The 26,281-nt window shown below is 54.0% G+C and carries 28 protein-coding genes; 17 read left to right on the top strand and 11 right to left on the bottom strand.

The window, feature by feature from the left end; translation table 11 throughout:
* Positions 1-50 precede the first annotated feature (50 nt).
* Positions 51-1,349: an NADH:flavin oxidoreductase gene (locus tag AABM52_RS19565; RefSeq protein ID WP_218497877.1), complete on the top strand. Its 1,299-nt coding sequence runs from the start codon at positions 51-53 to the stop codon at positions 1,347-1,349.
* Positions 1,350-1,471: 122 nt separating this feature from the next.
* Here AABM52_RS19565 and AABM52_RS30565 read toward each other — a convergent pair whose 3' ends face one another.
* Positions 1,472-2,095 carry a TetR/AcrR family transcriptional regulator gene (locus AABM52_RS30565; RefSeq protein WP_056723284.1) on the bottom strand — a complete coding sequence of 208 codons (624 nt, stop codon included), beginning with the start codon at positions 2,093-2,095 and terminating at the stop codon, positions 1,472-1,474.
* Positions 2,096-2,698: 603 nt separating this feature from the next.
* Between AABM52_RS30565 and AABM52_RS19560 the strand changes: the two genes are divergently transcribed.
* The 3 genes from AABM52_RS19560 (at position 2,699) to hpaR (AABM52_RS19550) (ending at position 5,448) form a co-directional block, all read left to right on the top strand.
* Positions 2,699-3,868 (top strand): p-hydroxyphenylacetate 3-hydroxylase oxygenase component, encoded by a 1,170-nt coding sequence (locus AABM52_RS19560; RefSeq protein WP_056723282.1) that lies wholly within the window; start codon positions 2,699-2,701, stop codon positions 3,866-3,868.
* A gap of 77 nt (positions 3,869-3,945) precedes the next feature.
* On the top strand, positions 3,946-4,896 hold the full coding sequence (locus AABM52_RS19555) for a p-hydroxyphenylacetate 3-hydroxylase reductase component (protein ID WP_090454399.1): 951 nt from the start codon (positions 3,946-3,948) through the stop codon (positions 4,894-4,896).
* 129 nt (positions 4,897-5,025) lie between these two features.
* Entirely contained in the window at positions 5,026-5,448 is a 423-nt protein-coding gene (gene hpaR, locus AABM52_RS19550; protein WP_056723279.1) for a homoprotocatechuate degradation operon regulator HpaR, read from the top strand.
* A 63-nt stretch (positions 5,449-5,511) separates the two neighbouring features.
* Here the strand turns inward: hpaR (AABM52_RS19550) and hpaI are convergent, their stop codons facing one another.
* The 8 genes from hpaI to AABM52_RS19510 all read right to left on the bottom strand — a co-directional run bounded on the left by hpaI (position 5,512) and on the right by AABM52_RS19510 (position 12,823).
* Positions 5,512-6,312, bottom strand: a complete 801-nt coding sequence (gene hpaI, locus AABM52_RS19545; RefSeq protein WP_218497878.1) for a 4-hydroxy-2-oxoheptanedioate aldolase — start codon at positions 6,310-6,312, stop codon at positions 5,512-5,514.
* Positions 6,313-6,330: 18 nt separating this feature from the next.
* On the bottom strand, positions 6,331-7,134 hold the full coding sequence (hpaH, locus tag AABM52_RS19540) for a 2-oxo-hept-4-ene-1,7-dioate hydratase (RefSeq protein ID WP_056723274.1): 804 nt from the start codon (positions 7,132-7,134) through the stop codon (positions 6,331-6,333).
* Between the two features lie 12 nt (positions 7,135-7,146).
* Positions 7,147-8,451 (bottom strand): MFS transporter, encoded by a 1,305-nt coding sequence (locus AABM52_RS19535; protein WP_056723273.1) that lies wholly within the window; start codon positions 8,449-8,451, stop codon positions 7,147-7,149.
* A gap of 44 nt (positions 8,452-8,495) precedes the next feature.
* Complete coding sequence (locus tag AABM52_RS19530) at positions 8,496-8,888, bottom strand: 5-carboxymethyl-2-hydroxymuconate Delta-isomerase (protein WP_218497879.1); 393 nt, start codon at positions 8,886-8,888, stop codon at positions 8,496-8,498.
* A 62-nt stretch (positions 8,889-8,950) separates the two neighbouring features.
* On the bottom strand, positions 8,951-9,808 hold the full coding sequence (gene hpaD / locus AABM52_RS19525; RefSeq protein WP_056723268.1) for a 3,4-dihydroxyphenylacetate 2,3-dioxygenase: 858 nt from the start codon (positions 9,806-9,808) through the stop codon (positions 8,951-8,953).
* A gap of 107 nt (positions 9,809-9,915) precedes the next feature.
* Positions 9,916-11,376 (bottom strand): 5-carboxymethyl-2-hydroxymuconate semialdehyde dehydrogenase, encoded by a 1,461-nt coding sequence (hpaE, locus tag AABM52_RS19520; protein ID WP_056723266.1) that lies wholly within the window; start codon positions 11,374-11,376, stop codon positions 9,916-9,918.
* 5 nt (positions 11,377-11,381) lie between these two features.
* Complete coding sequence (locus AABM52_RS19515; protein WP_056723264.1) at positions 11,382-12,152, bottom strand: fumarylacetoacetate hydrolase family protein; 771 nt, start codon at positions 12,150-12,152, stop codon at positions 11,382-11,384.
* Complete coding sequence (locus AABM52_RS19510; protein WP_218497880.1) at positions 12,149-12,823, bottom strand: fumarylacetoacetate hydrolase family protein; 675 nt, start codon at positions 12,821-12,823, stop codon at positions 12,149-12,151. Before AABM52_RS19510 ends, AABM52_RS19515 begins: the two co-directional genes overlap by 4 nt.
* A 177-nt stretch (positions 12,824-13,000) precedes the next feature.
* Here AABM52_RS19510 and hpaA point away from each other — a divergent pair, with 177 nt between their 5' ends.
* Together hpaA and hpaR (AABM52_RS19500) are read left to right on the top strand one after the other, a co-directional pair.
* Positions 13,001-13,903 (top strand): 4-hydroxyphenylacetate catabolism regulatory protein HpaA, encoded by a 903-nt coding sequence (gene hpaA / locus AABM52_RS19505; protein ID WP_056723260.1) that lies wholly within the window; start codon positions 13,001-13,003, stop codon positions 13,901-13,903.
* Between the two features lie 125 nt (positions 13,904-14,028).
* Positions 14,029-14,451 (top strand): homoprotocatechuate degradation operon regulator HpaR, encoded by a 423-nt coding sequence (gene hpaR, locus AABM52_RS19500; RefSeq protein WP_056723258.1) that lies wholly within the window; start codon positions 14,029-14,031, stop codon positions 14,449-14,451.
* A 59-nt stretch (positions 14,452-14,510) separates the two neighbouring features.
* On the opposite strand, the gene AABM52_RS19495 is transcribed toward hpaR (AABM52_RS19500), so the two are convergent.
* Entirely contained in the window at positions 14,511-15,074 is a 564-nt protein-coding gene (locus tag AABM52_RS19495; RefSeq protein ID WP_056723253.1) for a MarR family winged helix-turn-helix transcriptional regulator, read from the bottom strand.
* A 281-nt stretch (positions 15,075-15,355) separates the two neighbouring features.
* Here AABM52_RS19495 and AABM52_RS19490 point away from each other — a divergent pair, with 281 nt between their 5' ends.
* From AABM52_RS19490 to AABM52_RS19460, 7 genes are all read left to right on the top strand, one after another.
* Positions 15,356-16,603, top strand: coding sequence for a Rieske 2Fe-2S domain-containing protein (locus AABM52_RS19490; RefSeq protein WP_090454420.1), 1,248 nt, complete (start codon positions 15,356-15,358; stop codon positions 16,601-16,603).
* Positions 16,604-16,680: 77 nt separating this feature from the next.
* Positions 16,681-17,640: a PDR/VanB family oxidoreductase gene (locus tag AABM52_RS19485; protein ID WP_056723249.1), complete on the top strand. Its 960-nt coding sequence runs from the start codon at positions 16,681-16,683 to the stop codon at positions 17,638-17,640.
* Between the two features lie 97 nt (positions 17,641-17,737).
* A complete protein-coding gene (locus tag AABM52_RS19480) occupies positions 17,738-18,583 on the top strand; it encodes an ABC transporter substrate-binding protein (RefSeq protein ID WP_056723247.1) in 846 nt (281 codons plus the stop codon).
* Positions 18,584-18,596: 13 nt separating this feature from the next.
* Entirely contained in the window at positions 18,597-19,586 is a 990-nt protein-coding gene (locus AABM52_RS19475) for a fumarylacetoacetate hydrolase family protein (protein ID WP_056723245.1), read from the top strand.
* Between the two features lie 11 nt (positions 19,587-19,597).
* Entirely contained in the window at positions 19,598-20,068 is a 471-nt protein-coding gene (locus tag AABM52_RS19470; RefSeq protein WP_056723243.1) for a PaaI family thioesterase, read from the top strand.
* Between the two features lie 54 nt (positions 20,069-20,122).
* Complete coding sequence (locus AABM52_RS19465) at positions 20,123-20,662, top strand: cupin domain-containing protein (protein ID WP_056723418.1); 540 nt, start codon at positions 20,123-20,125, stop codon at positions 20,660-20,662.
* Positions 20,659-21,585 carry a 3-keto-5-aminohexanoate cleavage protein gene (locus AABM52_RS19460; RefSeq protein WP_077431820.1) on the top strand — a complete coding sequence of 309 codons (927 nt, stop codon included), beginning with the start codon at positions 20,659-20,661 and terminating at the stop codon, positions 21,583-21,585. The genes AABM52_RS19465 and AABM52_RS19460 overlap by 4 nt, the downstream gene beginning before the upstream one ends.
* 102 nt (positions 21,586-21,687) lie before the next feature.
* On the opposite strand, the gene AABM52_RS19455 is transcribed toward AABM52_RS19460, so the two are convergent.
* Positions 21,688-22,284, bottom strand: coding sequence for a TetR/AcrR family transcriptional regulator (locus AABM52_RS19455; RefSeq protein ID WP_077431821.1), 597 nt, complete (start codon positions 22,282-22,284; stop codon positions 21,688-21,690).
* Between the two features lie 293 nt (positions 22,285-22,577).
* Between AABM52_RS19455 and AABM52_RS19450 the strand changes: the two genes are divergently transcribed.
* The 4 genes from AABM52_RS19450 to AABM52_RS19435 all read left to right on the top strand — a co-directional run bounded on the left by AABM52_RS19450 (position 22,578) and on the right by AABM52_RS19435 (position 25,957).
* On the top strand, positions 22,578-23,576 hold the full coding sequence (locus tag AABM52_RS19450) for a fumarylacetoacetate hydrolase family protein (RefSeq protein ID WP_056723240.1): 999 nt from the start codon (positions 22,578-22,580) through the stop codon (positions 23,574-23,576).
* A gap of 95 nt (positions 23,577-23,671) precedes the next feature.
* Positions 23,672-24,598 carry a VOC family protein gene (locus AABM52_RS19445; protein ID WP_056723238.1) on the top strand — a complete coding sequence of 309 codons (927 nt, stop codon included), beginning with the start codon at positions 23,672-23,674 and terminating at the stop codon, positions 24,596-24,598.
* Positions 24,599-24,617: 19 nt separating this feature from the next.
* Entirely contained in the window at positions 24,618-24,968 is a 351-nt protein-coding gene (locus AABM52_RS19440; RefSeq protein ID WP_082562918.1) for a Rieske 2Fe-2S domain-containing protein, read from the top strand.
* 86 nt (positions 24,969-25,054) lie between these two features.
* Positions 25,055-25,957: a transporter gene (locus AABM52_RS19435; protein ID WP_082562917.1), complete on the top strand. Its 903-nt coding sequence runs from the start codon at positions 25,055-25,057 to the stop codon at positions 25,955-25,957.
* The last annotated feature ends 324 nt before the right edge of the window (positions 25,958-26,281 follow it).

The following is a 26,281-nucleotide window of genomic DNA, read 5'->3' as shown; positions in this document are numbered from 1 at the left end:
TTGATTGAACCCGGCAAGCCGACCCTATACAGGCAAGAGTAGTTTTGACCATGACCAACATTTCGATGAATACAAGCAATGCAGCCAAGGTGCTGGCAAGCCCGCTGCAGATCAATGGATTGCAGATTAAAAACCGCATTATCCTTGGGCCGATGGCGGTACTTCGCCCGACCGAGGACGGCCGCCCAAGTGAGCAGACCATCGCGTTCCTCAAGCGTCGTGCGCAGGGCGGGGTGGGCCTGGTCATCGTTGGTGGATCGGTATGCAGCGAACGAGCCTGGAATGAGTCGCCGTTTTCGCCAAACCTTCGCTTTGACAAAGACGCTTTCGTCGATGACCTCAAGCGTGTGTCCGATGCTGTACATGAATGTGGTGCAGCAGTGTTCGCGCAGCTGTTTCCGAGCTTCGGCCGCATGGGCGTGCCGCGCAACGGTCAGTGGATTTTGGCGGCCAGCCCGAAGCCGGTGAACCTGGGGGCTGGCGGCTTGCCCAACCATCTCTTTATCCCCGGTGGCCGAATAACACCAGTGCCACACGAGGCCAGCATCCAGGAGATCAAGGACATCGAGGCGAGCGTCGTCGCCGGTGCACGCCGGGCCAAGGCTAGTGGTTTCGATGGCGTCGAGATTGGCGCACACATGTGCTACTTCTACTCGTCCTTTTTGTCCCCGCTGGCCAATCAACGCACCGATGAATACGGTGGTTCGGTTGCGAATCGCGCTAGAGCCTTGCGCGATGTGGTTGCAGCAGTGCGCGCCGAAGTCGGCCCGGATTATCCGGTGGGGGTGCGTATGAGTGTGAATGACCATATGCCCGACGGCCAGGGGCCGGAGGGTTACGCTGAGGTCGCAGTGCACATCGCCGAGGTCGGCCTAGACTTCATCTCGCTAAGCGAGGGCAACTACGAGTCGATGCGTGACAATGTGCCGAGTACTTCCGGCAACATGCTGAACCACGGGGAGCCGCAGGCCTTCCGCAAGGCACTGGGTAGCGGGGTGCTCCTGTTCCTTTCCAGTACTCCAGATCCCCGGCAAGCGGCGGCGGCTATTTGGGACGGCGATGTCGATGCAAGCATGCTGGCACGACAGATGCTGGCCGACCCTGATTATGCGTTGAAGGTAATCGAAGGTCGTGAGGCTGAGATCGTGTGGTGCGACCATGCCAATTCCTGTTTACGCAGGCTGGTACTCAACGCGCCGGTTGCCTGTCATAAAAACCCGGAGATGGGACGCGAGGATCCGAAAGCCAAACGTTCCAGTCCGGTTCAGAACCTGGGCGTCTGGGTAGCCGGTAACAATGTGCTGATGGGCGTTGCCGATAAGCTCGTCCGCGCTACGCAAAAGAAATGACCCAATTGGGGCGAGCATTTCGATCAGTCTTATAGCGAGATGAGCGGGGTGTTCGTTTCCAATGGCTCGACGTCGGTATCCGATCAACTCAACGCCTGCGCACTGAACTTGACCAATAACGACTAGGCCTCGGGGTCAGTGCTCTTGACACCCAGTAAGTGGTACACAAAGTTTATGTGCGACTCGGCAAACGCTTGGTTAAGTGGGGCGTGTCCAATCATGAGTCGCATGTAAACGGCCCCGTAAATCAAGTCCATCAGTATCTCGATATCCGTATCGGGAGATATCTCGCCGCTCACCCTCCATTCCTCTAGCGTTTCTCGAATTATCGCGCGCCTTCCATAATGAAACCGCTCTCGAAAATCTCTCAAAGTAGAGGGATCTGACTGACCTTCCGCGAGTATTTGTGCGACCAGTCGACCGGCCCAACCAGAGTATTGGTCTACGAGGGAGCGGAAGTGCTGAGCAATTGCCTCTCTCGGACCCAGTTCTCGTGGCAAGGCTGTCTTCAACATTTGGTTCTCTATGAACGCGTCGATAACGACTAACGCTTTGGAGTCCCACCACCGGTATATGGTTGATTTACTAACGCCAGCTTCTCGTGCTATCGCCTCGATTGAGATGGCTTGAATGGATTTTTCCTGCAGCAGCCTGATGGTGGCATCCAGGATCTGACGGCGTGTAGCTTCGCTTCGTGGGCGACCCACTATCGATTTGGTGGTCGATACAGGTTTGTTAGTCGACATTTTCAAGATCCCTTACCCAGGTGCATTTGTTTCTAAAAAACAAAAGCCCAGGATGGCTCTCGTCAAGGAAATAATTAGTATACGCAGTGTTCAGTATATTGCCTGTGCGTGAAAAATTCTACCTTGGCTGTGCTCAATCCAGCAGGAAAATGTTCGCTCGTAATAAGCTTGTTTTGTTGTTTTTAGCGCGGGCTAGGGTGCTCAAGCAGAAGGCTTTGTTGCAGTGAAAATTGCTTCGCTTGGTCGACACTCTACAAGTCATTGCGTTTCGTTTATATGAGGTTTTTCGCTCGGATCTGTTGTCGGTAAGTCGGCGGCGCGGGGGGCAAGTCAGGAGGGAAGGGCAGCGGCCATCTTTAAACAGTCAGCGATGAACATCACTTTCAGGTCCATTCTTCTTCGCGTTTTGTTCGTTGCTTAAAGACTCTATGAAAAGTGCAATCTTCTATTTGTAACGTGCATTTTTCGTAGTGCCCCAGCACCTCATACTGACCGGGTGCTGACGCGCTTACCCGCTTGCCATCTAGCGTACGGTGCCTTCTGGCGATGTTCGCAAGCGTCTGCCAAGCGGAGCGCCACTATCCAATAATAAAGAGACCGCCCATGAAAACTCCAAACCCGCTGCTGGAAGACCTGAAAGGTGTTCTGCCTACTATCGCGGCTAATGCCTTCGAGGCCGAACGCGCGCGTTGTGTTCCCGCCGAAAATATCGCTTTGCTCAAAGGTATTGGTATGCACCATGCGTTGCAGCCGAAAAAGTACGGCGGCATGGAGATCTCTCTGCCTCAGTTTGCCGACTGCATCGCATTGTTGGCCGGTTCCTGTGCCAGCACGGCCTGGGCCATGAGCCTTCTATGTACTCACAGTCATCAAATCGCAATGTTTTCCAGCAAGCTGCAGGATGAGATGTGGGGAAATGACCCCGATGCTACTGCCAGTAGCAGCATCGCGCCTTTTGGGCGCACCGAGGAGGTGGAGGGAGGCGTCACTTTCAGTGGTGAGATGGGATGGAGTTCAGGCTGTGATCATGCCGAATGGGCCATCATGGGGTTCTTTCGTGAGAATGCCGAAGGCACTCGGGATTATTGTTTCGCGGTGCTGCCAAGCAGTGACTACGAAATTCGTGATGACTGGTTTGCCGTTGGTATGCGTGGCAGCGGTAGCAAAACCCTGATCGTCAAGAATGCTTTCGTGCCCGAGCACCGAATCCAGAAAGCCAAGGACATGATCGAAGGCAAGTCGGCGGGCTTTGGTTTGTATCCGGACAGCAAGATTTTCTTCGCCCCTTATCGGCCTTATTTCGCCAGCGGTTTTTCGACTGTCAGCCTGGGTATTGCCGAGCGCATGCTGGATGTCTTTCGCGAGAAAACCCGCAACCGCGTCCGTGCCTACACCGGTGCCGCTGTCGGCGCAGCCACCCCGGCATTGATGCGCCTGGCCGAATCCACGCATCAAGTTGCGGCTGCCCGAGCGTTGCTGGAAAAAAGCTGGGAGGAGATTGCCGAATACAGCGAGCGCCACGAGTACCCTAGCCGCACCACGCTCACGTTCTGGCGTACCAATCAAGGCTATGCCACGAAAATGTGTATCCAGGCTGTGGACCGTCTGATGGAAGCGGCCGGCGGCGGCGCCTGGTTTGAAACCAACGAGTTGCAACGCCTTTTCCGCGACGCACATCTTACGGGGGCGCACGCCTATACCGACTATGACGTTTGTGCACAGATACTTGGTCGCGAACTGATGGGTCTTGAGCCCGATCCCTCAATGGCCTAAGGCCGTTCGCCCTCAAGCCACAAGCCCCTCATAAAAATAATCAGAGCGCGCCCAGGGGGCGTGCTCGGGAGTCTTGCATGTCCGATATTAATGAAATTGCAGCTTCTTCTGCCTTCGATTCGCGTGCATTTCGCCGCGCCTTAGGTAACTTCGCCACCGGTGTGACAGTGGTGACAGCCGCCGATCACGATGGCCGAAAAGTGGGGGTGACGGCCAATAGCTTCAACTCGGTGTCGCTCGATCCGCCGTTGATTCTCTGGAGTATCGATAAGCGATCAACCAGTCATGATGTATTTGCTGCCGCTACCCACTTTGCCGTGAATGTGCTTGCTGCAGATCAAATTGATTTGTCGAACAATTTCGCTCGTCCGAAAGACGATCGTTTTGCTGGCATCGAATACGAGTCAGGTCACGGAGGGGCGCCCATTCTTGCTGATTGCTCCGCGCGTTTTCAGTGCGAAAAATATCAGCAGGTGGACGGTGGTGATCATTGGATCATGATCGGTAAGGTAGTGGCTTTCGATGATTTTGGTCGTTCGCCGTTGCTGTACCACCAGGGCGCATACTCCATGGTGTTGCCCCACACGCGCATGACAAAAAGTGCTGAAGGTCAGCCGCCTAGCAGCCACTTCCAAGGAAGGCTGAGCCACAATTTGTACTACCTCATGACCCAAGCATTGCGCGCGTATCAGGCAAGCTATCAGCCGCGGCAATTGTCGACAGGTTTGCGGACAAGTGAGGCGCGTATGTTGATGGTGCTGGAGAACGATGCAGGGTTGAGCCTCACGGATCTGCAACGGGAGGTGGCGATGCCCGAGCGGGAAATCGAAGAGGCCGTCGCCAATCTCACTCGTAAGGGGCTGGTCTGTGAAGAAGATAAGCGCTTGCGTCTGACCGTTAAAGGTATCGATGAAACAGAAGGATTATGGACAATAGCCCGAGAACAGCAGGAAAAAGTCTTCAGTCAATTCAGTGACGATCAATTGGAAACCTTCAAGACTGTGTTGAAAGCGGTTATCAGGCTCTGACGTGCTCTGGTTAGCGATTAAATGGACGGCGCCTAAATGCGCCGTTTTTTTATGGACGCTAGAAACGTCATCGCTATTTCGGCGTGATAAGATAATTAACATGCTAACTGATTTTTGAGCCGTTTCTAAATGCCCAAGCACCGACAGTCTCTGACACTCAACCTGCTCCAGGCCCGGGAAGTGGCCATGAGCTTTTTCCGGCCTTCTCTGAAAGATATAGGCCTCACTGAGCAACAATGGCGGGTAGTGCGGATTCTCAGTCAGCAGGGCGAACTGGAGATCAATCGCTTGGCGGACTTGGCATGTATTCTCAAGCCCAGCATGACTGGCGTACTGGCGCGGATGGAGACCGCAGAGTTGGTCGAACGACGGCGCTCAGAACACGACCAGCGCCGAGTGCTGGTGAAACTGACCGCTGCCGGAGAGCGTTGCTTTGAAAGTATGAGCGGGCGCATGGAAGAGAACTATGAGCGCTTGCAGGAGCGCTACGGCGCGGAGAAGTTGCAGACGTTGTTGGTGTTGCTCAATGAGTTGAAGACACTGAAGCGTTGAGGCGGAATGGTCACCGCTGGCATTGATGTCTGCCAGCGGCGAGCATTTGCAATTAACCTGAAATCAGTAAACACCGCCGGTACTGATCGTGGCCGGGGTATTTCTGAACTTGCTTGTCAGTGCTTGCAGGCCTTGCATCAGTACGGAGGTGTCGACGCCGACCGCTACGAATGCCGCGCCGAGCTCGATGTAGCGTCTGGCCAATCTTTCGTCGGCGCTGAGAATGCCGGGCGCTTTGCCGGCATCGCGGATTCGTATGATGGTGTCTTCAATTACTGCTTGAACTTCGGGATGGCCCGGGTTACCGCGATGGCCCATCGCAGCGCTGAGGTCGGCAGGGCCGATAAACACCCCGTCAACGCCTTCGACGTTGACGATGGCATCCAGATTCTCCAGGCCTTTCAGGCTTTCAATCTGCACCAGCAGGCATATTTGCTCGTCAGCCTTGTCCAGGTAGCCGGGCACGCTGTTCCAGCGCGACGCCCGCGCCAACGCGCTGCCTACACCGCGCACGCCACTGGGCGGATAGTGCACGGCACGCACCAGCTCTCGCGCTTGTTCGGCGCTTTCGACCATCGGCACCAGTAAGGTCTGGGTGCCGATGTCCAAAATCTGTTTGATCAACGTTGTGTCGCCAGCGACAGGGCGGATCACTGGATGACTGGTGTAGGGCGCTATCGCCTGCAATTGGCCAAGCATGCTGCGTATATCATTGGGCGCATGCTCGCCGTCGATCAATAGCCAATCAAAGTCGGCATTGGCTGCCAGCTCTGCGCAGTAAGGGTTGGCCAGACCGAGCCAAAGGCCGATTTGAGCCTTGCCACTTTTCAGGCGTTGTTTGAATGTGTTGATTGGCATATCCATGAAACGGTCCTCAAGAAATCAGACGAAGCGGCAGGAGATGGAACCCAGCATGTCGTAGTCGACATGGAAGGTATCGCCTGGGTTCGCAGCCACCGGACGGGTAAACGACCCGCCCAGAATAATTTGCCCCGGTTGCAACGTGACATCGTATGGGGCGAGCTTGTTCGCCAGCCAGGCGACACCTTTCGCCGGGTGATTGAGCACGGCGGCAGAGACCCCTGATTCCTCGATCACGCCATTGCGGTACAAGACAGCGGGCACCTTGCGCAGGTCGACCTCGTGAGGGCGCACAGCACGGCCGCCCATTACCACCCCTGCGTTCGCCGCATTGTCGGAAATGGTGTCGAAGACCTTGCGCGTGGCTTTGGTCTCCGGATCGATCTGCTGGATACGCGCGTCAATGATTTCCAGGGCCGGGATCACCCATTCGGTAGCCTCCAGCACATCGAAAATAGTGACATTCGGGCCTTTGAGCGGCTTGCCGAGGATGAATGCCAACTCCACTTCGACGCGCGGCACGATAAAACGGTTGAAGGGGATGTCGGTGCCTTCGTCGAACAGCATGTCGTCAAGCAACGCCCCGTAATCCGGTTCTGTAATGTTAGATGAGACCTGCATGGCCCGAGAGGTCAGGCCAATCTTGTGCCCCACCAGCTTACGACCGTTCTTTATTTTCTGTGCCACCCAGGCTCGCTGAATGGCATAGGCATCTTCGATGGTGATCTGTGGATGCGCGAGGGAGAACTGCCCGACTTGCTTACGGGAGCGTTCGGCGTTGTCCAGTTGTGCAGCGGCTTGCTGGATGAATTCTTGATCGAGCATGACTTGGATCTCTTAATGAGGATTGACGATGGCGGCGGGCGTGCGCAGCACCAGGAAGGCGCCTGCGACGATCAATGCCGCGAGGACGTAGAGGGCAAGACTGGCGCTGTGGGTCGTGTCACGCATCCAGCCAATCAGATTGGGTGTCAGAAACGAGGCAATGCTTCCCAGAGAACTGATCAGGGCGATGCCCGCCGCCTGGGTGCTGTTTGACAGGAATGCGGGTGGTAGCTGCCAAAACATCGGCAGTGCGGCGCTCGCGCCCATACCCGCAATCACCAATCCGCCGATTACCATGAAGGGGTCGTCAGGCAAAAGGCCGGCTACGGCGATACCGAGGGCCGACATGAGCAATGGCACACTCAAGTGCCACCGACGTTCACGGCGACGATCCGATGACCGTCCGCAGGCGATCATGAAGCCGCAGCCGGCCAGGTAGGGCAGGGCACTGAGCAGGCCGACCTTGCCATCGCTGCCAATCCCGGAGCTGTGAATCAGGGTAGGCATCCAGAAAGCAAGCGTATTGACCGCCAGCATGACTGCGCAATAGATGCCCACCAGCAGCCAGACCTGAGGATCTCGCAGTATTCCGCCAAACGAAATGATGGGTTTGCGTTGTTCTTCGCTAGCCAGTTGCTTGCGCAGTTGCTCTTTCTGCTCACTGCTCAGCCAACTGACTGACTCGAAGTTGTCAGGCAACACCTTGAGTACCAGCAAACCGAGTAGTACGACTGGCGCGCCTTCAATCAGGAACATCCACTGCCACCCACGCAGGCCCCCAACATCATGAAAGCCTTGCAGGATACCGCCCGATAGAGGGCCACCGACAACCCCGGCCAGCGGCACGGCAATGGCAAACAACGCGGTAACCTGGGCGCGCCTGCTGGCCGGATACCAGCGGTTCAGATAGACCAGAATGCCCGGGAAAAATCCGGCCTCGGCGACGCCGAGCAAGAAGCGCAACGCGTAGAAACCTTCAGCGTTTTCGATCAATAGCATGCTGGTCGACAGAGTCCCCCAGACAACCATCAACAAAGCGATCCAGCGTCGTGGCCCAATGCGATCCAGGGCGATGTTGCTGGGTACTCCGAACATCGCGTAGGCAACAAAGAACAAGCCTGCACCGAAACCGTAGACGGTATCGCTGAATTGCAGGTCGGCGCCCATCTGCATCTTCGCGAAACCGATGTTTATCCGATCAAGATGGGCAAACAGGTAGCACACCAGCAGCAGTGGCATCAGCCGCAAGGTCACTGTACGGTGGGTCGATGTTGCGGCATCGCTCAAAGGCTGTGCAGCGGAAGTGGCTATGCTCATGATTTTGTACTTTTTGTGAGAGTGGCCGAGGGAAGAGGAAGGTTCTAGTTCGCCTGCTGATTGAGGAAGGCATGCACGTTGTTGAGCTTGAAATTAAGCTCGGGGTGGAGCTCGATCATCTCAAACGACAGAGCCAGCAAACGTTCTGCCTGCAGCGGTGCAAAGTGGGCGGTGATGACTTCGAACAGTTTTTCAGCGACCCGTCGACGTGTCGCCAGGTCGCGGCCGTGGCCAACCTTCAGCGTCATGTGGACAAAGGCGTAATTGTGTTTGCCGTCGGCCATACGCCACGTATCCAGTCGAACGCCGCGGCTACGGATACCTCCCAGCGGAAACACACCGCTGGCCCCCAGTGTCGTGTGGACTTTTTCAAAAAGGCCCGGCAGGTCGGCCTGTTGCTCGATGTTGTCGGTGTACTCGGCAATAAAATGCGGCATCGTGCCCTCCTGGTAGGTCGTTGTGCCGAGCGGCGGGCGAGCCCCTGCCGCTTGAGCGAAATTCAGAGCGGGAAAATGGCGTTGATCTGGCCGGTCCCGGAGCTGCCAAAGGGCTCCGTGAGAACTTCGACCGGCTTGTTGTAATCCGGCCCACCCAGCAGGCCCAAGAGCATTGCAGTGTCGTGCATTTTGCCCTCGCCGAAGCAGTGCTCGGCGTAGTCAGGAAGCATCGCGCAGAACTCTCTGAATCGACCTTCGCGCCACAGCTTGACCACGTGCATGTCGACCTGCTTGTCGAATTCGCGCGTCCAGTTGTGGATATTGGCTTCCGCTTCGCGATCGTCAGAGAAACGGTGTGAAAGAGAGCCGGAGGCCAGCACCAGGACTTTGCGGTCACTCTTCTCGATTGCGCGGCGTACGGCGGCGCCGAAAGCGAAGCTGTCTTCGAGACGATGCCAGGCACACCAGGCCGCGATGGAAATCACCTTGAGTTTTTCGGCTGCAGGTACATCCATGTGCATATAGCGCATGGGCACCAGGGTGCCGTATTCCAGTTCCAGACTCGGGATGTTATGCGACAGCGTGCGCACACCGGCCGCGTTGGCTTCTTCGGCGATCAGTTGTCCGAGCTCCGGGCAGCCTGGGTAGTGGTAAACCATGTCCTTGATGAAGTGCGGAAGTTCATTGCTTGTGTAAACGCCGCTGAAATGCTCACCGTTGTTCACGTGGTAGCCGCTGTTCACCAGCCAGTGCACGTCGAAGACGACGGCGGTATCAGCACCTAACTCACGCGCGCGCCGACCTATTTCCTTATGGCCTTCGATAGCTGCAGCACGACAACCGTGGTGTTTGCCCGGTAGTTCGGACAAGTACATCGACGGCACATGGCAGACTTTTGCTGCCAGGACGACTTCGCCCATGATGATTCTCCTGAAAGTATTTTTGTCGGTTCAATTACGCGGCCAGTGAAAACTGCGATGAGCCGATGCGCGCCTCATCGCGGTCTTCAGCAGCGGCTATCGGCTGCTCAGAGTCCCCAGCGAGGGATGTGATGATTGCCCATGGAAATGCAGACGTTCTTGATTTCGGCGAACACTTCGAAGCTGTATTGGCCACCTTCGCGCCCAGTACCGGAACCTTTCACTCCACCGAACGGCTGACGTAGATCGCGCACATTCTGGCTGTTGATGAATACCATGCCGGCTTCGATGCCGTAGGCTATTCGGTGCGCCTTACCGATGTCCTGGGTCCAGATGTAGGACGCTAGTCCGTATTCAGTGTCGTTAGCCAATTGCAGGGCCTCGGCTTCATCCTTGAACGGAATCAGGCACACCACCGGACCGAAGATTTCTTCCTGGGCAATTCGCATTTTATTGTTCACGTCGGCGAACACAGTCGGCTGGATAAACTGACCTTTGCTCAAGTGGGCTGGCAGGTTGGCTGGACGCTCCAGGCCGCCGGCGAGGAGGGTGGCGCCTTCTTCGATGCCGATCTTGATGTAGCCGGTGACCTTGTCGTAGTGGGCCTGGGTGATCATCGAGCCGACCTGGGTTTTCGGGTCTTGCGGATCCCCGACGATCAAGCGTTTGGCACGTGCCGCGAACTCAGCCACGAACTGCGGGTAAACACTTTCCTGAATGAAGATACGGCTACCGGCGGTGCAGCGCTCGCCATTGAGCGAGAAGATGGTGAACAGCGCCGCGTCGAGGGCACGCTCTAGATCGGCATCTTCGAAGATCAGCACCGGGGACTTGCCGCCCAGCTCCATGGAATACTTTTTCAGGCCGGCGGATTGCATGATTTTCTTGCCGGTGGCGGTGCCGCCGGTGAAGGAGATCGCTCGTACGTCCGGGTGCCTAACCAGCGCGTCACCGGCAGTCGCACCATAGCCCTGTATGACGTTGAGCACACCGTTCGGAATACCGGCTTCGACAGCCAGACGACCCAGCTCGTTGGCCGTCAGCGGCGACAGCTCGGACATTTTAAGCACGGCAGTGTTGCCCAGTGCCAGGCACGGCGCGGTCTTCCAGGTCGCCGTCATGAACGGCACGTTCCAGGGGGACACCAGGCCGCAAACGCCCACCGGCTGGTACAAGGTATAGTTGAGCATCTGGTCGTCGACCGGGTAGCTGTGGCCGTCCATGCGGGTGCAGACTTCGGCGAAAAAATCGAAGTTGTGCGAAGCTCGGGGGATCAACACGTTTTTGGTCTGATGGATCGGCAGGCCCGTGTCCAAGGTCTCCAGCTCGGCCAGATGAGGAACGTTTTGCTCAATCAGCTCGCCAAGTTTGCGCATGAGTCGTGCACGCTCTTTGGCTGGGGTATTGGCCCATTTAGGAAAGGCTTCCTTGGCCGCCGCCACCGCTTGTGCGACTTCTTCGGCACCGCCACTGGCCACTTCACCAATCGCTTCGCCGGTGGCCGGATTGTAGTTGGTGAAGGTGTCTTTGCTTTCGACCTCACGGCCATTGATCCAATGTTTGATCATAATGTTCAAGCCTCTTTACGCGCGGAGAAAAAATCCGCTTCGCTGACAATTCGATTGACGAGGCGTCCAACGCCTTCGACTTCCACGATCACCTCATCACCCGGAACTACATCTGCAAGGCCTTCGGGCGTACCGGTGGCGATCATGTCGCCTGGCTGCAGGGTCATGAAACTGGACAGGTATTCGATCAGGTAAGGGATATCGAAGATCATGTCTTTGGTCGAGCCTTCCTGGCGAAGCTCACCATTGATCCAAGTGCGCAGTTTCAGATTGCCTGGTTCGGGGACATCTGCAACATCGACAATCCATGGACCGACCGGGGTCGTGGCGTCACGGTTTTTTACCCGCAAATTAGGGCGGTAGTAGTTTTCCAGGAAATCGCGGATCGCGTAGTCGTTGCATACGGTGTAACCCGCCAGATAGCTCAGCGCATCTTCACGCTTGACGTTGCGCGCAGGCTTGCCGATGACCGCAACCAGTTCGCACTCGTAGTGCATGTAGGCAACGTTGTCAGGTCTCCAGGTGATCTGATTGTGGCCGGTATAGGTGCCCGTAGATTTAACGAACACCAACGGTTCGGTTGGCGGCGCGAAGGCGAGTTCGGCAGCGTGATCGGCATAGTTCAGGCCGAGGGCAAACATGGTGCCATTGGCCGGTGGCAGCCACTCGACCTGGTCTTCGCCGAGGGAGCGGCCGTCGCTCAGATGCACGATGTTGTCTGCATCGACCGTGACGGAATGTATTTGACTTTCGAATCGGATACGAGCGTGTTTCATACGGTGCCCTCCTGCTCGGCAACGATGACATTGGTCAGGCATCCCAGACCTTGGATTTCTACGTCTACGCGGTCACCAGGCAGGACATCGACACGACCCAAAGGTGTGCCGGTGATCAACACATCTCCGGCATACAAGGTCATGAACTCGCTGATTTCGGCGATTAACTGAGGAATCTTGCGTACGAAGTTTGCGGTGGAGTCTTCTTGTCGAAGCTCGCCATTGACTCGTAGTTGCAGGGACAAGTCGTGCGGATTGGCAAGCTGTTCACGCGGTACGAACTCCGGGCCGATGGCACAGAAACCATCGCGACATTTTGCTTTCACGGCAGGGCGGTAGTAACTCTGTTCCGGAAGGCTGAATTCGTTGACGATGGTATAGCCAGCAACATGATCCAGAGCCTCGTCAGCGCTGACTCGACTCGCATCTTTGCCAATCACCACCCCCAGAGCCGGCCCAGGCTGCAATGAAATTCCTGCACCAGGATGCACCACGGCGCCGCCATGTACGTTGCGCGTATTGGGCGTCTTGATGAACAGAACCGGTTTGACGGGCAGCTTTTGGTACGGCGATTGCTCGAATTCAGAAAGGCGCTTCAGCAGCAATCCCTGGTAGTTCAGCGCTACACCGAGCAAGGTGCCGGTCGCGATGTCATGCAAGGCATGGCTCATGCTTCTCTCCTGGCAGTGGCGGGACGGGAGGTGTCCGGCCTAATTATTGTTAACATGTTATCGTTATAATTAATATGTTAATGATCGTCAAGCGCCTTATCGTTCATGGCGATTTACTCGCAACGAGTGCACCATGGGGGCGGGGGATGTCGGGACAAGAAAAATGAGAAATGTGTGATGAACGATCGGTATCCAATTCCTAACATCAACATCGGCCAGGTCTACGATCAGCGTTACAGCGATAGCGAAGTGCATTACGACAAGCTCGGCAACCTGGCGGGTTTCTTTGGTCGCAACATGCCAGTGCACCGCCACGATCGATTTTTTCAGGTGCATTACGTCAAGAGCGGAACGGTGAGGGTTTATCTCGATGATCAGCAGTACGTCGAGTCTGGCCCCATGTTTTTTCTCACCCCACCGACGATTCCCCATTCCTTCGTGACGGAGGCGGACAGCGATGGCCACGTGCTCACCGTTCGCCAGCAGTTGATCTGGCAATTGATCGAAAGCGATCCTGGGCTGGCATTGGGGCCGCAACTTCCCGCAGCCTGTGTGGCGCTTGATCACCTCAAGCCTGAGCAGCAAAGCGAATCGCGGCGTCTGGCATTTTTATTCGAAGAGCTGCGAGGGGAGATGAACAGTGGGGCCGCCGGTCACAGCGCAGCGGTGCTAAGCCTGACTCGACTGATCATGGTCAGCGTATTAAGGCTGTGCGCAAACCCTCTCGAAGCGACGCCTACGCGACGTGAAGACTTGCAGATCTTTCATCGATTCAATGCACTGATTGAAGAGCATTATCTGGAGCACTGGGCGCTTGGCCGTTATGCGCAGGCCATTGGCGTTACCGAAGCTCGGCTTAACGATGTCTGTAGGCGTATTGCCGATTTGCCGTCCAAACGCCTGGTGTTCGAAAGGGTCATGCAGGAAGCCAAGCGTTTGCTGTTGTTCACGGGCAGCTCGGCAAATGAAATCTGCTACCTGCTGGGTTTCAGGGATCCGGCGTATTTCAATCGTTTTTTCCAACGCAACGCACAAATAACGCCAGGAGAGTATCGCCTGCGACATTCGGGGTTTCGCTAATGACCTGTATTTCGGGTGACTGCAGCGGGGTTGTTTCTGGGGACAGGTGCGCGGCGACCTCCAGCCGGTTGCGCTACTGAAGCACCAACCGTAAGCTGTTGGCTGGTTCACATAGTCCACTCAATATGCCCAATCCCAGACCTTCCCTGACACTCACTTTGCTCCAGGCTCGCGAAGCGGTTATGACGTTTTTCCGTCCTGGCCTGAACGATCATGACTTGACCGAGCAGCAGTGGCGAGTCATTCGAATTCTTCGCCAACAGGGCGAACTGGAAAGTCATCAGTTGGCACATCAGGCTTGTATTCTAAAGCCCAGCATGAGTGGTGTGCTCAAGCGCCTGGAGCGCGATGGACTGGTCATTCGCAGGAAATCGGCTGAAGATCAGCGCCGCATTTTCCTCAATCTGACCGAGCAAGGGTATGAATGCTTTTTGTCGATGAGCGAAGGGATGGAGCGCAATTACCTCGAGATCCAGCGGCAGTTTGGTGAGAAAAAATTGCAGAAACTGCTCGAATTACTCGAAGATCTTAAAAAGATCAAGCCCTGAAAGGGGTGTCTGCTTTTCCAATCGGCGACATCCACTCATCCACCGTTTTGGACTGCTCATCACAGACCAGAATCGTCAGAGCGTGCGAGCGGGTTTTCACTAAGGGGGGTAATCTCCATCCACCCGGCCTCCAACGAATGCAACAGATGGCCAATCTGATCAAGCTCACCTTCTTTGCTATCGAGCGAATCGAGGCATTTTGAACTCGATTCCGCCAGACGGGTGATAGCGACATCTACCAAACGCATTCCTTCCTCACTCAATTGAATCAATTGGCCTCGGCGATCACGTGGATCGGGAATACGGTTGGCGACGCCGCGTTCTACCAATTTGTCCGCTCGATAGGTGGCGGCGCCCGACGTCACCTTCAGCAGACGAAAGACATCGGTAGGGCGCATGCAGTAAGGCGGGCCGCTTCGCCGTAAAGCGAACAGCAGCATGAGATCCTTCATCCCCAGTTCAAGGTCGTCCGCGATTACCTCTATGTGGTGATCGATCAACATGGCGAGGCTTCGGATTCGGAGTGTAATCGCCAATCCATGGTGATCCAGATCCGGACGTTCGTTACGCCATGCTTGCGCAACGGCCTCAGGGCTGGCGGCAGGAAACAATAAATCGCTCATGCAAAATCCATCAGGTGGCTTTGAGGTGATCATACCTCAGTGTGAACCGGGTGTGCCCTGCAGCTATGGCGCTGCCAGGGCTGTCATTGAGGCGATGAACCTCAGTGCACGGGAGTCGACGGAGCGCTCACGGCAAAGCGTTAACATGCTAACGAATTTTCTTGACGAGCTCTAAAAGCGAGAATAGCCTAAAACTATCTTAAAGACTGAGATACTTTGTTATTAAGATAGTTTTGGCCGCCTAGCTGCGGCTCTTCTAAAAAACAAGAACGGGGCTCGCTATGCTGACCGCTGAACAGAACCGCCTGCTGACGGACGTTTCCCCTGGCACACCTCTGCACAGGTATTGGAAAAGACAATGGATTCCTGCGCTGCGCAGTGAGGCGCTTGAGCCGGGAGGAACGCCACAACGTGTCGAATTGCTATGCGAAAAATATGTCGCCTTTCGCGCGGATGATGGTCATGTCGGATTCCTCCATGAGGCATGCCCCCATCGCGGCGTTTCGCTCGCGCTCGGTAGAAATGAAGGAAACCGCCTGACTTGCATCTTCCACGGCTGGAGTTTTGACACGCAGGGCAACTGCACCAAAATGCCAACCGAGAAGGACCAGGCTTTTTGCAAAAAGGTAAAGGGGCAAGGGTTCGAGGTGCGAGAGGGTGGCGGTATTGTCTGGGTGTACTTGGGTGAGGGCGAAGCGCCGGCCTTCACTGATTATGCATTCACCTATTTTGATCGTAAGCACGCCAGACCGCGGGCTTCCTATAACGAAGCGAACTGGTTGCAAAACGTCGAAACGTTAATGGACTCGGCCCATATCGGACTGCTGCACCATGACACCACGGCGAACCCGGAGCTTCCCCAGGCCGGGCTCCAGCTCGTCACTGGCAACGACACCCCCAAGTACACGCTCGAGAGCAAGCCGTATGGCTTACGGTCGTATTCGTTGCGCACCACGGGTCAGGAGCAGGACTACCTTCGGGTGACCGAGTTTGTAGCACCGGCGAGCGCGTTCATTGGTACCACCGAACAAGAAGCGGGATTTCTGATCATCGTAGTGCCGGTTAACAATACGCGCAGTCTTCAGTGGTATGTCTATTGGGATTCGCGCCAACCTATCGATGAAAACCTCCCGGATTTCGCGCTGGATGGTACTGATGAATCCGACGACAACTTCGCAGCGTCCCGCCAAGGTCTTCTCAACTATGGGCAAGATCGCGAAGCAATGCGTGCCGGTCGGAGCTGGACAGGCGTTCCGGGCGTTATTTTTGAGGATTACGCCGTTGCCGAGAGCATTCCCATTGTCGATCGGACGCGAGAGTTCCTGGGTAGCGGGGATCTCGCAATTGTCCGTTTACGGCGTGAATTGATGGAGCGGATTCGTCAATCGGAAGCCAATGAAGACAGCGTCCAGGCGCAGGCGAGCGACTACCGTTCATTGAGAGCGTTGGCTGACATGATTCCTGTTGGGACCGTCATTCAGGACTACACGGAGCAGAAGCGTCAAGAACGCAGAATGACTTATCTCTGAGCCCGTCAGGCCGTCAGCTCGATGAGCTGGCGGCCGAACGCTCCACTAACAATCCATGGTTCGGGCTAGGTTGCGAAATGCCAAACACATTCCAGGTGTACATCAAATCAGTCACCCATGAGGCAGATGGGGTACTGGCGTATGAGTTAAAAGGGCTGGAGGGTGTGACGCTTCCTGCATTTACTCCAGGGGCGCACATTGACGTCATTGCAGAGGGTATTCCTCTGCGTAGTTACTCCTTGCTGAACGATCCTTCCGAGAGAAATCGTTACGTCATAGCGGTAGCCAAAGACCCTAAAAGTCGTGGTGGATCGATCATGATTCACGAACGCTTGCGTCCTGGGGACAGGTTGCAGGTCAGTGAGCCAAGAAACCTGTTCCCCCTTGCTGAAGGCGAGCACCGTTCTGTGCTGATCGCGGGTGGGATAGGGGTTACGCCGCTTTGGTGTATGGCGCAGTACTTGAATAGCAAAAAAATGGACTGGGAGCTGCATTACTTCGCTCGTAGTGTTAACCACGCCGCGTTGATCGACGCGATGCAAGGCCACATCACCCAGGACAAGGTCCAGTTGCTGTTGGGGTACGACGTGGAGGCTACCGTCGCTCACATTCAGGAGGTTTTCCGTGGTGATGATGGAACCCGACATTACTATTGTTGTGGGCCGGCTGGGATGATTCAGGTCTATTCCGAGCAAGCAAAGGCGCTGTCCATCTCTGATGGCAGGGTTCACTTCGAGAGCTTTATACCGCTGCAGGAAGCCGCGACGTCGGGTGGGTATGAGATCGTACTGGCGAGGACCGGGAAGACTCTCAGGATGGAGCAGGGCAAAAGCATACTCGATGCGCTGATTGAAAACGGTGTTGAGATGATGCATTCCTGTCGCGAAGGCATCTGTGGTGCTTGTGAAGTGCGGGTGCTGGAGGGCACGCCAGACCATCGCGATTCAATTCTGAGCGAGGCGGAAAAGCAGGCAGGCAAGACGCTCTTTGTCTGCTGCTCGGGAAGCAAGACACCTCGTATGGTGTTAGACCTGTAATACCCCCCTTCTGACGGCTTAATCAAGCGATGGTCGCCTCGTTGACAATACGGTACGTATAGTTTTATATATGGGGTAATTTCAACGAGAATAAAAAATGTCCAACGACTCTCTTCGAGTGATGTGGTTTGTCCCTCCTGCTATTGCGGTATCAGCCTCGTGGCAAACGCCGGCGGATTTGCGTATCGAGTCTTCGATGACTCAATCGTCTGATGAGCAGTACTCGTCACTCTGTGCAGGAGAGGTCGACGCGGTCGTAACGTCAATCGACAACGTTTTGCACTGGAACCGCCGGCAAGGTCCACAAGACTTCGTGGTGATTGCTCAGATTGAAACCACCACGCCGTTACAACTGGTCGGTTCCTCGGCCCTATCCGCTCCTGCAGATTTGCGCGGTGCCAACATTCTGGTGGACGCCCCCGAGAACGGTTTTGTCATTGCCCTTCGAGCGCTACTCAAGGAAGCAGGGCTCCGCGCCGACGATTATCGCCTGACACCCGTTGGCGGGGTGCGTGAGCGGTTTGCGGCTCTTGTTGCGGGGGAGGGTGATGCGACCTTGCTCGGGCCTCCGTTCGACACCATGGCGGTTCAGCGGGGACTCAAGACTATTGCAACGATTCAGGGTGTATTTACCAATTTTCCTGGTCAAGGACTGGTCGTGAGGAAGTCGGCGAGTCAGGCGAATGACGCACTGAAAGCGTGGGTACGCATCCTCAGCGCAACACTTACGACCATGCCTGGCGACACGGTAAAGCTGACAGAGGCTTTGGAGCTGCTTGGCATGCCTGTCGAAGCAGTAAAAGCAATGGTGAATACATTTCCTGAAACGCTGATGCCTTCTCGCGAGGGTCTTGAGCTTCTTATTGGGCAGAGGGCTTTGCTAGGGTTGCCCGGCGCGGATTTTACCTATGAGCAAATTGTCGACGGCTCATTCTTACAATAATTCGGAGGTACACTTGAAGAAGTTCTCGCTCGGTACATTTTCTTTAAAAGCCAATCCACAGCAACGCTTTGCTGGCCTGGTTATTGACGCAAAGGTTATCCCAGTCAGTCGCGTGGCTGAGGAGTTCGGAGTTGATATTCTCCGAGAAAAAAGTGTGCTGTCGCTACTTGAAAACTGGGATGCCAGTTACGCCGCGCTCGAATCGATTGTCAATAAAGTCATTACGTCGTCCTGGTATGATGAAAATCAACTCACGTTTCGCCCTGCAGTTGATCTGCCGCGTCAAGTGTTCTGCACAGGCGCAAACTATCGAAAGCATGTAGTGGATTTGACCGTCGATTCAAATGTCGGTCCAGAAGGGCTAAGCAAGGAAGAATTGAGGACTTGGGCTGAAGACATGATGGATGACAGGGTCGCTAATGGAGAACCCTATGTATTCACCAAGCCCGTCTCTGCCATTTCGGGAGCCTATGACGACTTGGTTCTTCCTCCCACTACCAGCAAGCCTGACTGGGAGCTTGAGTTGGCCGTAGTGATAGGCAAGGAGGGGTACAATATCCGTGTGGAAGATGCCATGGATTATGTAGCCGGTTACACAATCGTCAATGACATTTCGGCTCGCGACCTCATTCCACGCACTGATTACAAGATGCTCGGTACTGACTGGCTCAGATCGAAAGGGCAGCCAGGCTTTCTTCCGCTTGGTCCGTATCTGGTTCCCAAGCAGTTCGTTGAAGATCCCCACAACCTCTCGATGCAACTGACAGTGTCCGGCAAAACAATGCAGGATGAGACGACGGCAGATATGCTTTTTGGGATTGAACAACAAATCGCATACATCTCGAAGTACGCAAAGCTATTGCCCGGCGATGTGATTTGTACAGGCTCCCCTGCAGGTAATGGAACTCATTACAATCGTTTCTTGCGCGACGGCGACATTATGGTTGGCACAATTGCCGGACTGGGTGCGCAACGGCAGAACTGCATCAGTCATTCAGGTTGAGGTAACGTCTTGTGCAAAAAATCATTGACAACCCAGACCGAGCTTTTTTGGAGCGTGCTATTTCAGAGGCCCAATTTGACATCCCGTTTGAATTGACTGCTGGATTAAGTGCACTTGGCGCGAGGTTGATTAATGGCGGCCTTGGCATTGTCGAACTTAGTTTCGAAGCGCCATTAACATCCCTTCAGGGAAATGGCGTTGTATCCGGTGGCACATTGATGACCATGCTCGACTATGCCATGGCTTTTGCAGTACTCAGCACGCTGCCCTGTGGGCAAACCTGTGCCACTACCAGCATTACGGTGAATATGCAGGCGGCTGCGAAGCCATCGTTGTTGAAAGCAAAGGCAACAGTTGAACGTGTGGGTCGTCAAATTGCGTTCGCCAGGGCCGAACTTCATGACCCTCAGCGAGAAGTGCTGATCGCCAGTTCGTCAGCAACATTTGTGGTTATGCCAGTGAGTCGCCTAAAGGCGGTATGACTCAAAAAATTTGATTAATAACGAAACTAAACGAACCGTTTTTGAGGTTGCATGATGAATAACATTACCGAAGTGGCTTATAAGCCAGTACGGAGGATTGTCACTGGTCACAACGAAGCTGGTGAGTCGATTATCACCAGTGACGCCAATACACCAAATGTTCTGGCACAAGCTGGTAAGCCGGTTGCACAGGTCGTCTGGGCAACGGGTGTTGGGCGTGCGGGCGGTTTGGATCCAGCGCCAGCCGGACACAAATTTGGTTTTCATTCTGATGAGGGTTCGCTTCTTCGAATAGTCGACTTCCCGCCAGATGAAGTTTATGACCAGGAAAAGTTGGTCGAATTTCTTGATAGTGAAGGTGTGCGCGACAAGAAAAAGCCTCGACATTTCTGGTTCCACAAAACGCAATCCCTTGATTACGCCGTGGTACTCGAGGGCGAGATTGTCGCGATGATGGATCACGGTGAGACCGTTATGCGGCCAGGAGACGTACTGGTACAGCGCGCAACCAACCACAGTTGGTCGAATCGTTCCGGGCGTAACTGTCGAATGCTGTTCGTCCTGTTAGCGCTGAAAGAAGGAGAAGAACTGTGAGAAAAATTATAATAACCGCCGCTATCACGGGCGGGGCACATACGCCGTCGATGTCTCCTCATCTCCCGGTTACTCCTCAGGAGATTGGCGATCAGGCGATCGAAGCGGTAAAAGCGGGAGCGGCGATCGTTCATCTTCACGCCCGAAACCCTGAGGATGGTCGTCCCACTGGCGACCCTGAAATCTTTCGTCAATTCGTCTCGAGAATTAAGGCCGAAACGGATGCCATCGTGAACATTTCTACGGGCGGTGGTGGCCCGGGAATGGCAATTAGCGAGCGTGCGGCGGCGGGTGTAGCGCTACAGCCGGAAATGTGCTCCCTGAACATGGGGTCTATAAACCTCAACCTTTCCGAAATGGCCAGCAAGGATCGAGAGTGGCGTTACAGCTGGGAAGTGGAGCATCTTAATGCCACAAAGGATCTGGTCTTCCGCAATACTTTTTCCGATATCGAATGGATCCTGCGAACCATTGGTGATACCGGTACCCGCTTTGAGTTCGAGTGTTACGACGTCAGCCACTTGTACACGCTGAAGTATTTCCTGGATAAAGGACTGGTTAAGCCGCCATTGTTCATCCAGACAATTTTTGGATTGCGTGGTGCCATGGGGGCTCATATCGAAGATGTGATGCATCAGAAGCGAACCGCAGATCGTCTATTTGGTGATCAGTATCACTGGTCAGTATTGGGCGCAGGTAAAGACCAGATGTCGCTAGCGACTCTCGCGGCCATTATGGGCGGCAACGTCAGAGTGGGTCTTGAAGATAGCTTGTACATCGGGCGCGGTGAGTTGGCGGTTTCTAATGCCGCACAAGTGCGGAAAATCCGAAGTATCGTGGAACAGTTGGGGTTTGAAATTGCTACACCTCAAGAGGCAAGGGAAATACTCGCGTTGAAAGGAAAGACAAATACTGCTTTCTAATTCGGTATTCATAAGGGTCATCCAGAGACGGCCCACCCTGTATTGTGAAATACACAAGCCGGCCATAAGGCCGGCTTTTTAGTATGGTAATCATCGCGATTTTCAGGATCTAGAGCCCAGCAATTCGCATATGTAATTGATATGTGATTCAGCAAAGGACTCGTCCAGAGGGGCATGACCTATCATCAGGCGCATATAAACCGGCCCATAGATCAAATCCATGAGTACTTCGACATCTGCACCTTTTGAAATGTCGCCGCTGTTTTTCCACTCTTCAAGCATCTCTCTGACGACTGCTCTTCGACCGTAATGAAATCGCTCACGGAAGACGCGATGGATGGTTGGATCAGATTGACCTTCAGCAACAATTTGAGCGACGAGCCGGCCGGGCCATCCTGAATACTGCGTTACGAAAGAACGGAAATGGTGCGTTATGGCCTCGCGTGGGCGCATGCCTCGAGGAAGCGTTGTTTTAACCAAGTGTTGCTCGATAAACGCATCGATCACGACGGAAGCCTTGGATTCCCACCATCGATAAATGGTCGCCTTACTCACTCCTGCCTCTCGTGCTATCGCTTCGATAGAGATTGCTTGAATCGATTTGTCCTGGAGGAGGCTGATAGCAGCATCCAGGATCAGTCGGCGTGTCGCTTCACTACGGGGGCGTCCAGTAGGCATTGAGGTTTTCTTAACCTGCATTGATGTGTTCCTTGGCGCTGCGGTCTTGAGATGGTCTGACAATGATTCATTGCACGAACTTATAAACGAAACAAAACGATACGATTAGTATATTTGTTGTCTGCCAAAATTATCAATCCGACGGCTTCAGTTCCCGGCTCCTGCTGATCTGTCTACGCCACGGCTTGGCGTATCAGCGAAATCTTCTAAATTGTACCGATTTTTGCCCTTTACAAAACGGTGCGTGTCGTTTAGCTTTGAGTCTTGCAAAGCTGATTCAGGCTCGTTCAAGTCAATAAAAAGAGGGAAATCACATGAAGCTAGGCCGAATTTCTGTTAACGGGCCCGACGGTGCGGAAGCCCGCTTGGTGCTGGTAGTTCCAGAGGAGCATCGGGTCATCGACCTGAAGCGCGCGCTCCATGAGCAGTTGGTCAAGGGCGGTTCTTCCCGGGAAAGCGCTCTGCAATACGCAAATGCTGTTTTCCCTGGCAGCATGTCGGCGGCAATTGCATTGGGCACGCCGTTTATCGAGGCAGCAGAAAAGATCAATGCTAAGCGGCCAGATGCACATTCAATCTCATTCGATAGCGTGCAGTGGTTGCCAGCCTCGGATCCTTCTGTGGTGCGAGATGGACTGACATTCGTGGGCCACATCAAAGGCTTCCATGAAAAAATTGGCCAGCCGCCCACTCCAAATCTTCTGAAGGTGCCCGGCTATTTCAAAGGTACGCCGCATACGGTGATTGGGCATGAAGCGGAAGTTCCGTGGCCAGGATACATCCAGCACATGGACTACGAACTGGAGCTTGGTTACGTCATCGGAAAGCGTGGAGAAAGTCTGCGCCCTGAAAACGCGCTTGATCACCTGTTCGGTATCACCATCTTCAATGACTTTAGCGCCCGCGATTGTCAGGCGGTCGAAATGCCAATTGGGATGGGTCCCACCAAGTGTAAAGACTTCGCCTACGGTATCGGGCCTTGGATTACCACCGTCGATGAATTCAAAGATTTGGACCGGATCGGCATGGAAGTCCGCGTCAATGGCGAGACTTGGGGTAAGGGTGACAGCTCCAATAAACTTTGGACAATTGGCGAGCTGATTGCCTGGGCTAGCCTTGGTGAAGCCATCGTGCCGGGCGATGTAATCGGCTCGGGTACGATGGGCGGTGGTTCAGCTTTGGAGCTCGATCGTAGGCTCCAGCCCGGTGATGTCGTCGAAATTATCGTTGATGGCGTCGGAACTCTGCGCAACAAGATGGGACAACCTATTTCCGGTCTATGGTGGCCTGAAGAGCGCAAGCCATTCATGTGACGTGTATTTGAAACTCACGCGCGCATCAGAGATCTCAGGCCCGGCAATGGTTCTGGCCTGACATAAGAAAAACGCATTCTTTGATAGGTGTTGAAATGAACATCCTTGGACCGGACACTTTGTATTTTGGTGTTGACGATGTCGCGCTCAGTGAGCGCTTCTTGGAAGATTACGGCCTTGAGCCGGTAGGGGGTGGACGCTTTGAAGCATTGGATGGAACTGGTGTAGTTATCAAGCATCGTGACGATCCGTCGCTCCCTGCCTGGAATTTGCCGACCGCAAACATGTTGCGCAAGACAATGTATGGCGTAAAAGACATCGCGACTCTCGCGAGCATCCGGAAGGAGTTCGAGGGCGAGCGTGAAGTCAAGGTTCTGGCCGATGGTTCACTGGAGTTAGTGGACGATCTCGGATTCGCTCTGGGCTTTCAAGTTTCGATCAGAAAGCCGCACAAACTGCCCGCCGAGCGCGTAAACGCGCCGGGAGATATTCACCGTCCTGCGAACAAAACCGGTGTGGATGAAAGTTCCGAGCTCGCTCCCAAGCCACGAACGCTCTCCCACGTTGTTTATTTCGTTCCAGATATCGAAAAGGCCGAGCGCTTCTATGCGGATCGTTTGGGTTTCAAACTCACCGACAAATTTGTCGGGATGGGTCCATTTCTGCGTCCTGCGGGTACTTTCGACCACCACACCCTTTTCTTCATTCAAACCCCGCCGCATTTGCAGGGATGCGAGCACTTTACCTTCCATATGGGGGGGCCTCAGGAAGTACTGCAAGCCGGCTATGCGTTTGCAGCTAAAGGTTATGAGTCATATTGGGGGCCGGGGCGACATAAGTTTGGGTCTAACTGGTTCTGGTACTTCAACACCCCATTGGGCTGCCACATCGAGTACGACGCCGATATGGATCAGCACGACGATGACTGGTCGCCGCGCGTAGCCCCTGCAATCATGGATAACTCCCAGGTGTTCCTGTTCCAATGGCGTGAAAAATGGGCTCCTGGCGGCAAGCCTGATTAATAAGGGGGGTAGGTTGAAGATGGCAAAATCTGATCGCCGCAGGCTTTGCCATCTCGAGCAAATTGCGCCAGGCCAATCTTTGGGGTTCAGGAAGGAAAGCACAGGTCCCGACGACATTTTTTTAGTCAATGACTGCGGAAATATCTATGGCTATAAAAATTCTTGTCCCCATTGGCCCGGTTCAACTATGCCAGTTCGCAAGAATCGTTATCTCGACAGCGAGTCCAGTCATATCGTTTGTAGTGGTCATGGTGCGTTGTTTGAAATTAGTTCGGGTTTGTGCATAAAAGGACCCTGTATTGGCTTGCGTTTGACACCTGTGAGTTTGGAAATTACTGAGATGAAAGAAATATTTTTAATGGAAGAGTAGCATCCAGAGGATTTTTGGCAGATCCTTATGTTATTTGACTGCGTCAATTTCCATTGCCAAAAACAAAAACAAGAAAGGAACGTGTGATGAAGACTCCAGCTGATTTTCGCCTGGTGATTTTTTTTGGTGTATTGCTGTTTGCCGCCAAATCGATGGCGCTTGAAGGAGGTGCTTCCAGTTATCCATTGGGTATTGTAACTGTCATGAGTGGGGCAGTAGGTGCTCCAGGTGAAACCCATGCCTATACATACAATAAAACCGTTGCCATAGATTCAATTCGAGATGGGCAAGGAAATAAGGTATTTCAAAAGGCTAAAGGAAGAGTTCACTCGCATGCTTTGAGATTAGTACACACGCTTGATGGGCCATCACTACTTGGCGGGAACGTTTCATTGCAGCTCGCAGTTCCTTACGTTGCTGGTCACCTGGATATTCCTGCATTGGGAGCATTTGGTAGAGACTCCTCGAATGGAATGGGCGACCCATTATTCGGTGCCTTGGTCAGCTGGCAGTCTCCAACCTATCTTCATAACCTGGAGTTGGATTTTGTAGCGCCTTGGGGGAAATATGATGAACACGCCTTGATTAATCCAGGAAACAATAGTAAGGCAATTTATGCTGCTTACGCCTTTACGTGGTTTCCAATGCCGCAAGTTGAGGTCAGCTCGAAGATCAGTGTCAACTATAGTTACGAAAATCCAAAGACTGACTATAAATCTGGAGTGCAGGTCGTTGCAGACTATGGATTTAACTATCGGCTGACCCAGAACTGGCTGGCAGGTATTGGTGGATATTTGTCGACTCAGTTGAATGATGACCAGTCCCACGGGGATGATGTAGGTAATCGAACAAGATCCATAAAGGTCGGCCCGCAAGTGGGCTACGCAAGTCGGGATTTTGGAGTAGTACTCGGCTATCAAAAAGATGTTTATGCTCGAAATACTTCGGAAGGCGACACAGTGATGCTCAATGGAATGTTTAAATTTTAATTAGGTGCTGCAATTTTACGCTTGGCTTCTAGTGCAAGCGTTTTTTTAATAAAATCATTGTGGCGATTTGGCTTTACTGCCCTTGACGCCATCTGCCATTCAGCGCGTATCGATTCTTAGGCATAGAGAAGCGATACATGGCGCTATTTTATGCCTTTCAGGTTGAACTCTAAACCTTAACTTTTCTCGCATTTAGCTTGCAGAACATAACAAATGGAAATGTAATAAACGGTACGTTCCGTTTTGCTTATGATTGTTGCCGCTTAGCAGATGAAAGGTGAGATTGCGCTTGCGCGTTGTCTGTTCACCCGGCAGGAAAAGCGG

Source organism: Pseudomonas grandcourensis (assembly GCF_039909015.1).
In the GTDB taxonomy this organism is placed as follows: Bacteria; Pseudomonadota; Gammaproteobacteria; order Pseudomonadales; family Pseudomonadaceae; genus Aquipseudomonas; species Aquipseudomonas grandcourensis.
The sequence above is the reverse complement of the archived record's forward strand: the minus strand, read 5'-3'. Positions and strand labels throughout refer to the sequence as shown.

Excerpts from the sequence above, each read along its gene's own strand:
- AABM52_RS19440 (WP_082562918.1), top strand. The coding sequence starts at position 24,618 with ATGGCAAAATCTGATCGCCGCAGGCTTTGCCATCTCGAGCAAATTGCG.
- hpaE (WP_056723266.1), bottom strand. The coding sequence starts at position 11,376 with ATGATCAAACATTGGATCAATGGCCGTGAGGTCGAAAGCAAAGACACC.
- AABM52_RS19565 (WP_218497877.1), top strand. The coding sequence starts at position 51 with ATGACCAACATTTCGATGAATACAAGCAATGCAGCCAAGGTGCTGGCA.
- hpaR (WP_056723279.1), top strand. The coding sequence starts at position 5,026 with ATGCCCAAGCACCGACAGTCTCTGACACTCAACCTGCTCCAGGCCCGG.
- AABM52_RS19535 (WP_056723273.1), bottom strand. The coding sequence starts at position 8,451 with ATGAGCATAGCCACTTCCGCTGCACAGCCTTTGAGCGATGCCGCAACA.
- AABM52_RS19490 (WP_090454420.1), top strand. The coding sequence starts at position 15,356 with ATGCTGACCGCTGAACAGAACCGCCTGCTGACGGACGTTTCCCCTGGC.
- hpaR (WP_056723258.1), top strand. The coding sequence starts at position 14,029 with ATGCCCAATCCCAGACCTTCCCTGACACTCACTTTGCTCCAGGCTCGC.
- AABM52_RS19480 (WP_056723247.1), top strand. The coding sequence starts at position 17,738 with ATGTCCAACGACTCTCTTCGAGTGATGTGGTTTGTCCCTCCTGCTATT.
- AABM52_RS19445 (WP_056723238.1), top strand. The coding sequence starts at position 23,672 with ATGAACATCCTTGGACCGGACACTTTGTATTTTGGTGTTGACGATGTC.
- AABM52_RS19530 (WP_218497879.1), bottom strand. The coding sequence starts at position 8,888 with ATGCCGCATTTTATTGCCGAGTACACCGACAACATCGAGCAACAGGCC.
- AABM52_RS19465 (WP_056723418.1), top strand. The coding sequence starts at position 20,123 with ATGAATAACATTACCGAAGTGGCTTATAAGCCAGTACGGAGGATTGTC.
- AABM52_RS19455 (WP_077431821.1), bottom strand. The coding sequence starts at position 22,284 with ATGCAGGTTAAGAAAACCTCAATGCCTACTGGACGCCCCCGTAGTGAA.
- AABM52_RS19485 (WP_056723249.1), top strand. The coding sequence starts at position 16,681 with ATGCCAAACACATTCCAGGTGTACATCAAATCAGTCACCCATGAGGCA.
- hpaA (WP_056723260.1), top strand. The coding sequence starts at position 13,001 with ATGAACGATCGGTATCCAATTCCTAACATCAACATCGGCCAGGTCTAC.
- AABM52_RS19555 (WP_090454399.1), top strand. The coding sequence starts at position 3,946 with ATGTCCGATATTAATGAAATTGCAGCTTCTTCTGCCTTCGATTCGCGT.
- AABM52_RS19495 (WP_056723253.1), bottom strand. The coding sequence starts at position 15,074 with ATGAGCGATTTATTGTTTCCTGCCGCCAGCCCTGAGGCCGTTGCGCAA.
- hpaH (WP_056723274.1), bottom strand. The coding sequence starts at position 7,134 with ATGCTCGATCAAGAATTCATCCAGCAAGCCGCTGCACAACTGGACAAC.
- AABM52_RS19515 (WP_056723264.1), bottom strand. The coding sequence starts at position 12,152 with ATGAAACACGCTCGTATCCGATTCGAAAGTCAAATACATTCCGTCACG.
- AABM52_RS19450 (WP_056723240.1), top strand. The coding sequence starts at position 22,578 with ATGAAGCTAGGCCGAATTTCTGTTAACGGGCCCGACGGTGCGGAAGCC.
- AABM52_RS30565 (WP_056723284.1), bottom strand. The coding sequence starts at position 2,095 with ATGTCGACTAACAAACCTGTATCGACCACCAAATCGATAGTGGGTCGC.
- AABM52_RS19435 (WP_082562917.1), top strand. The coding sequence starts at position 25,055 with ATGAAGACTCCAGCTGATTTTCGCCTGGTGATTTTTTTTGGTGTATTG.
- hpaD (WP_056723268.1), bottom strand. The coding sequence starts at position 9,808 with ATGGGCGAAGTCGTCCTGGCAGCAAAAGTCTGCCATGTGCCGTCGATG.
- hpaI (WP_218497878.1), bottom strand. The coding sequence starts at position 6,312 with ATGGATATGCCAATCAACACATTCAAACAACGCCTGAAAAGTGGCAAG.
- AABM52_RS19560 (WP_056723282.1), top strand. The coding sequence starts at position 2,699 with ATGAAAACTCCAAACCCGCTGCTGGAAGACCTGAAAGGTGTTCTGCCT.
- AABM52_RS19510 (WP_218497880.1), bottom strand. The coding sequence starts at position 12,823 with ATGAGCCATGCCTTGCATGACATCGCGACCGGCACCTTGCTCGGTGTA.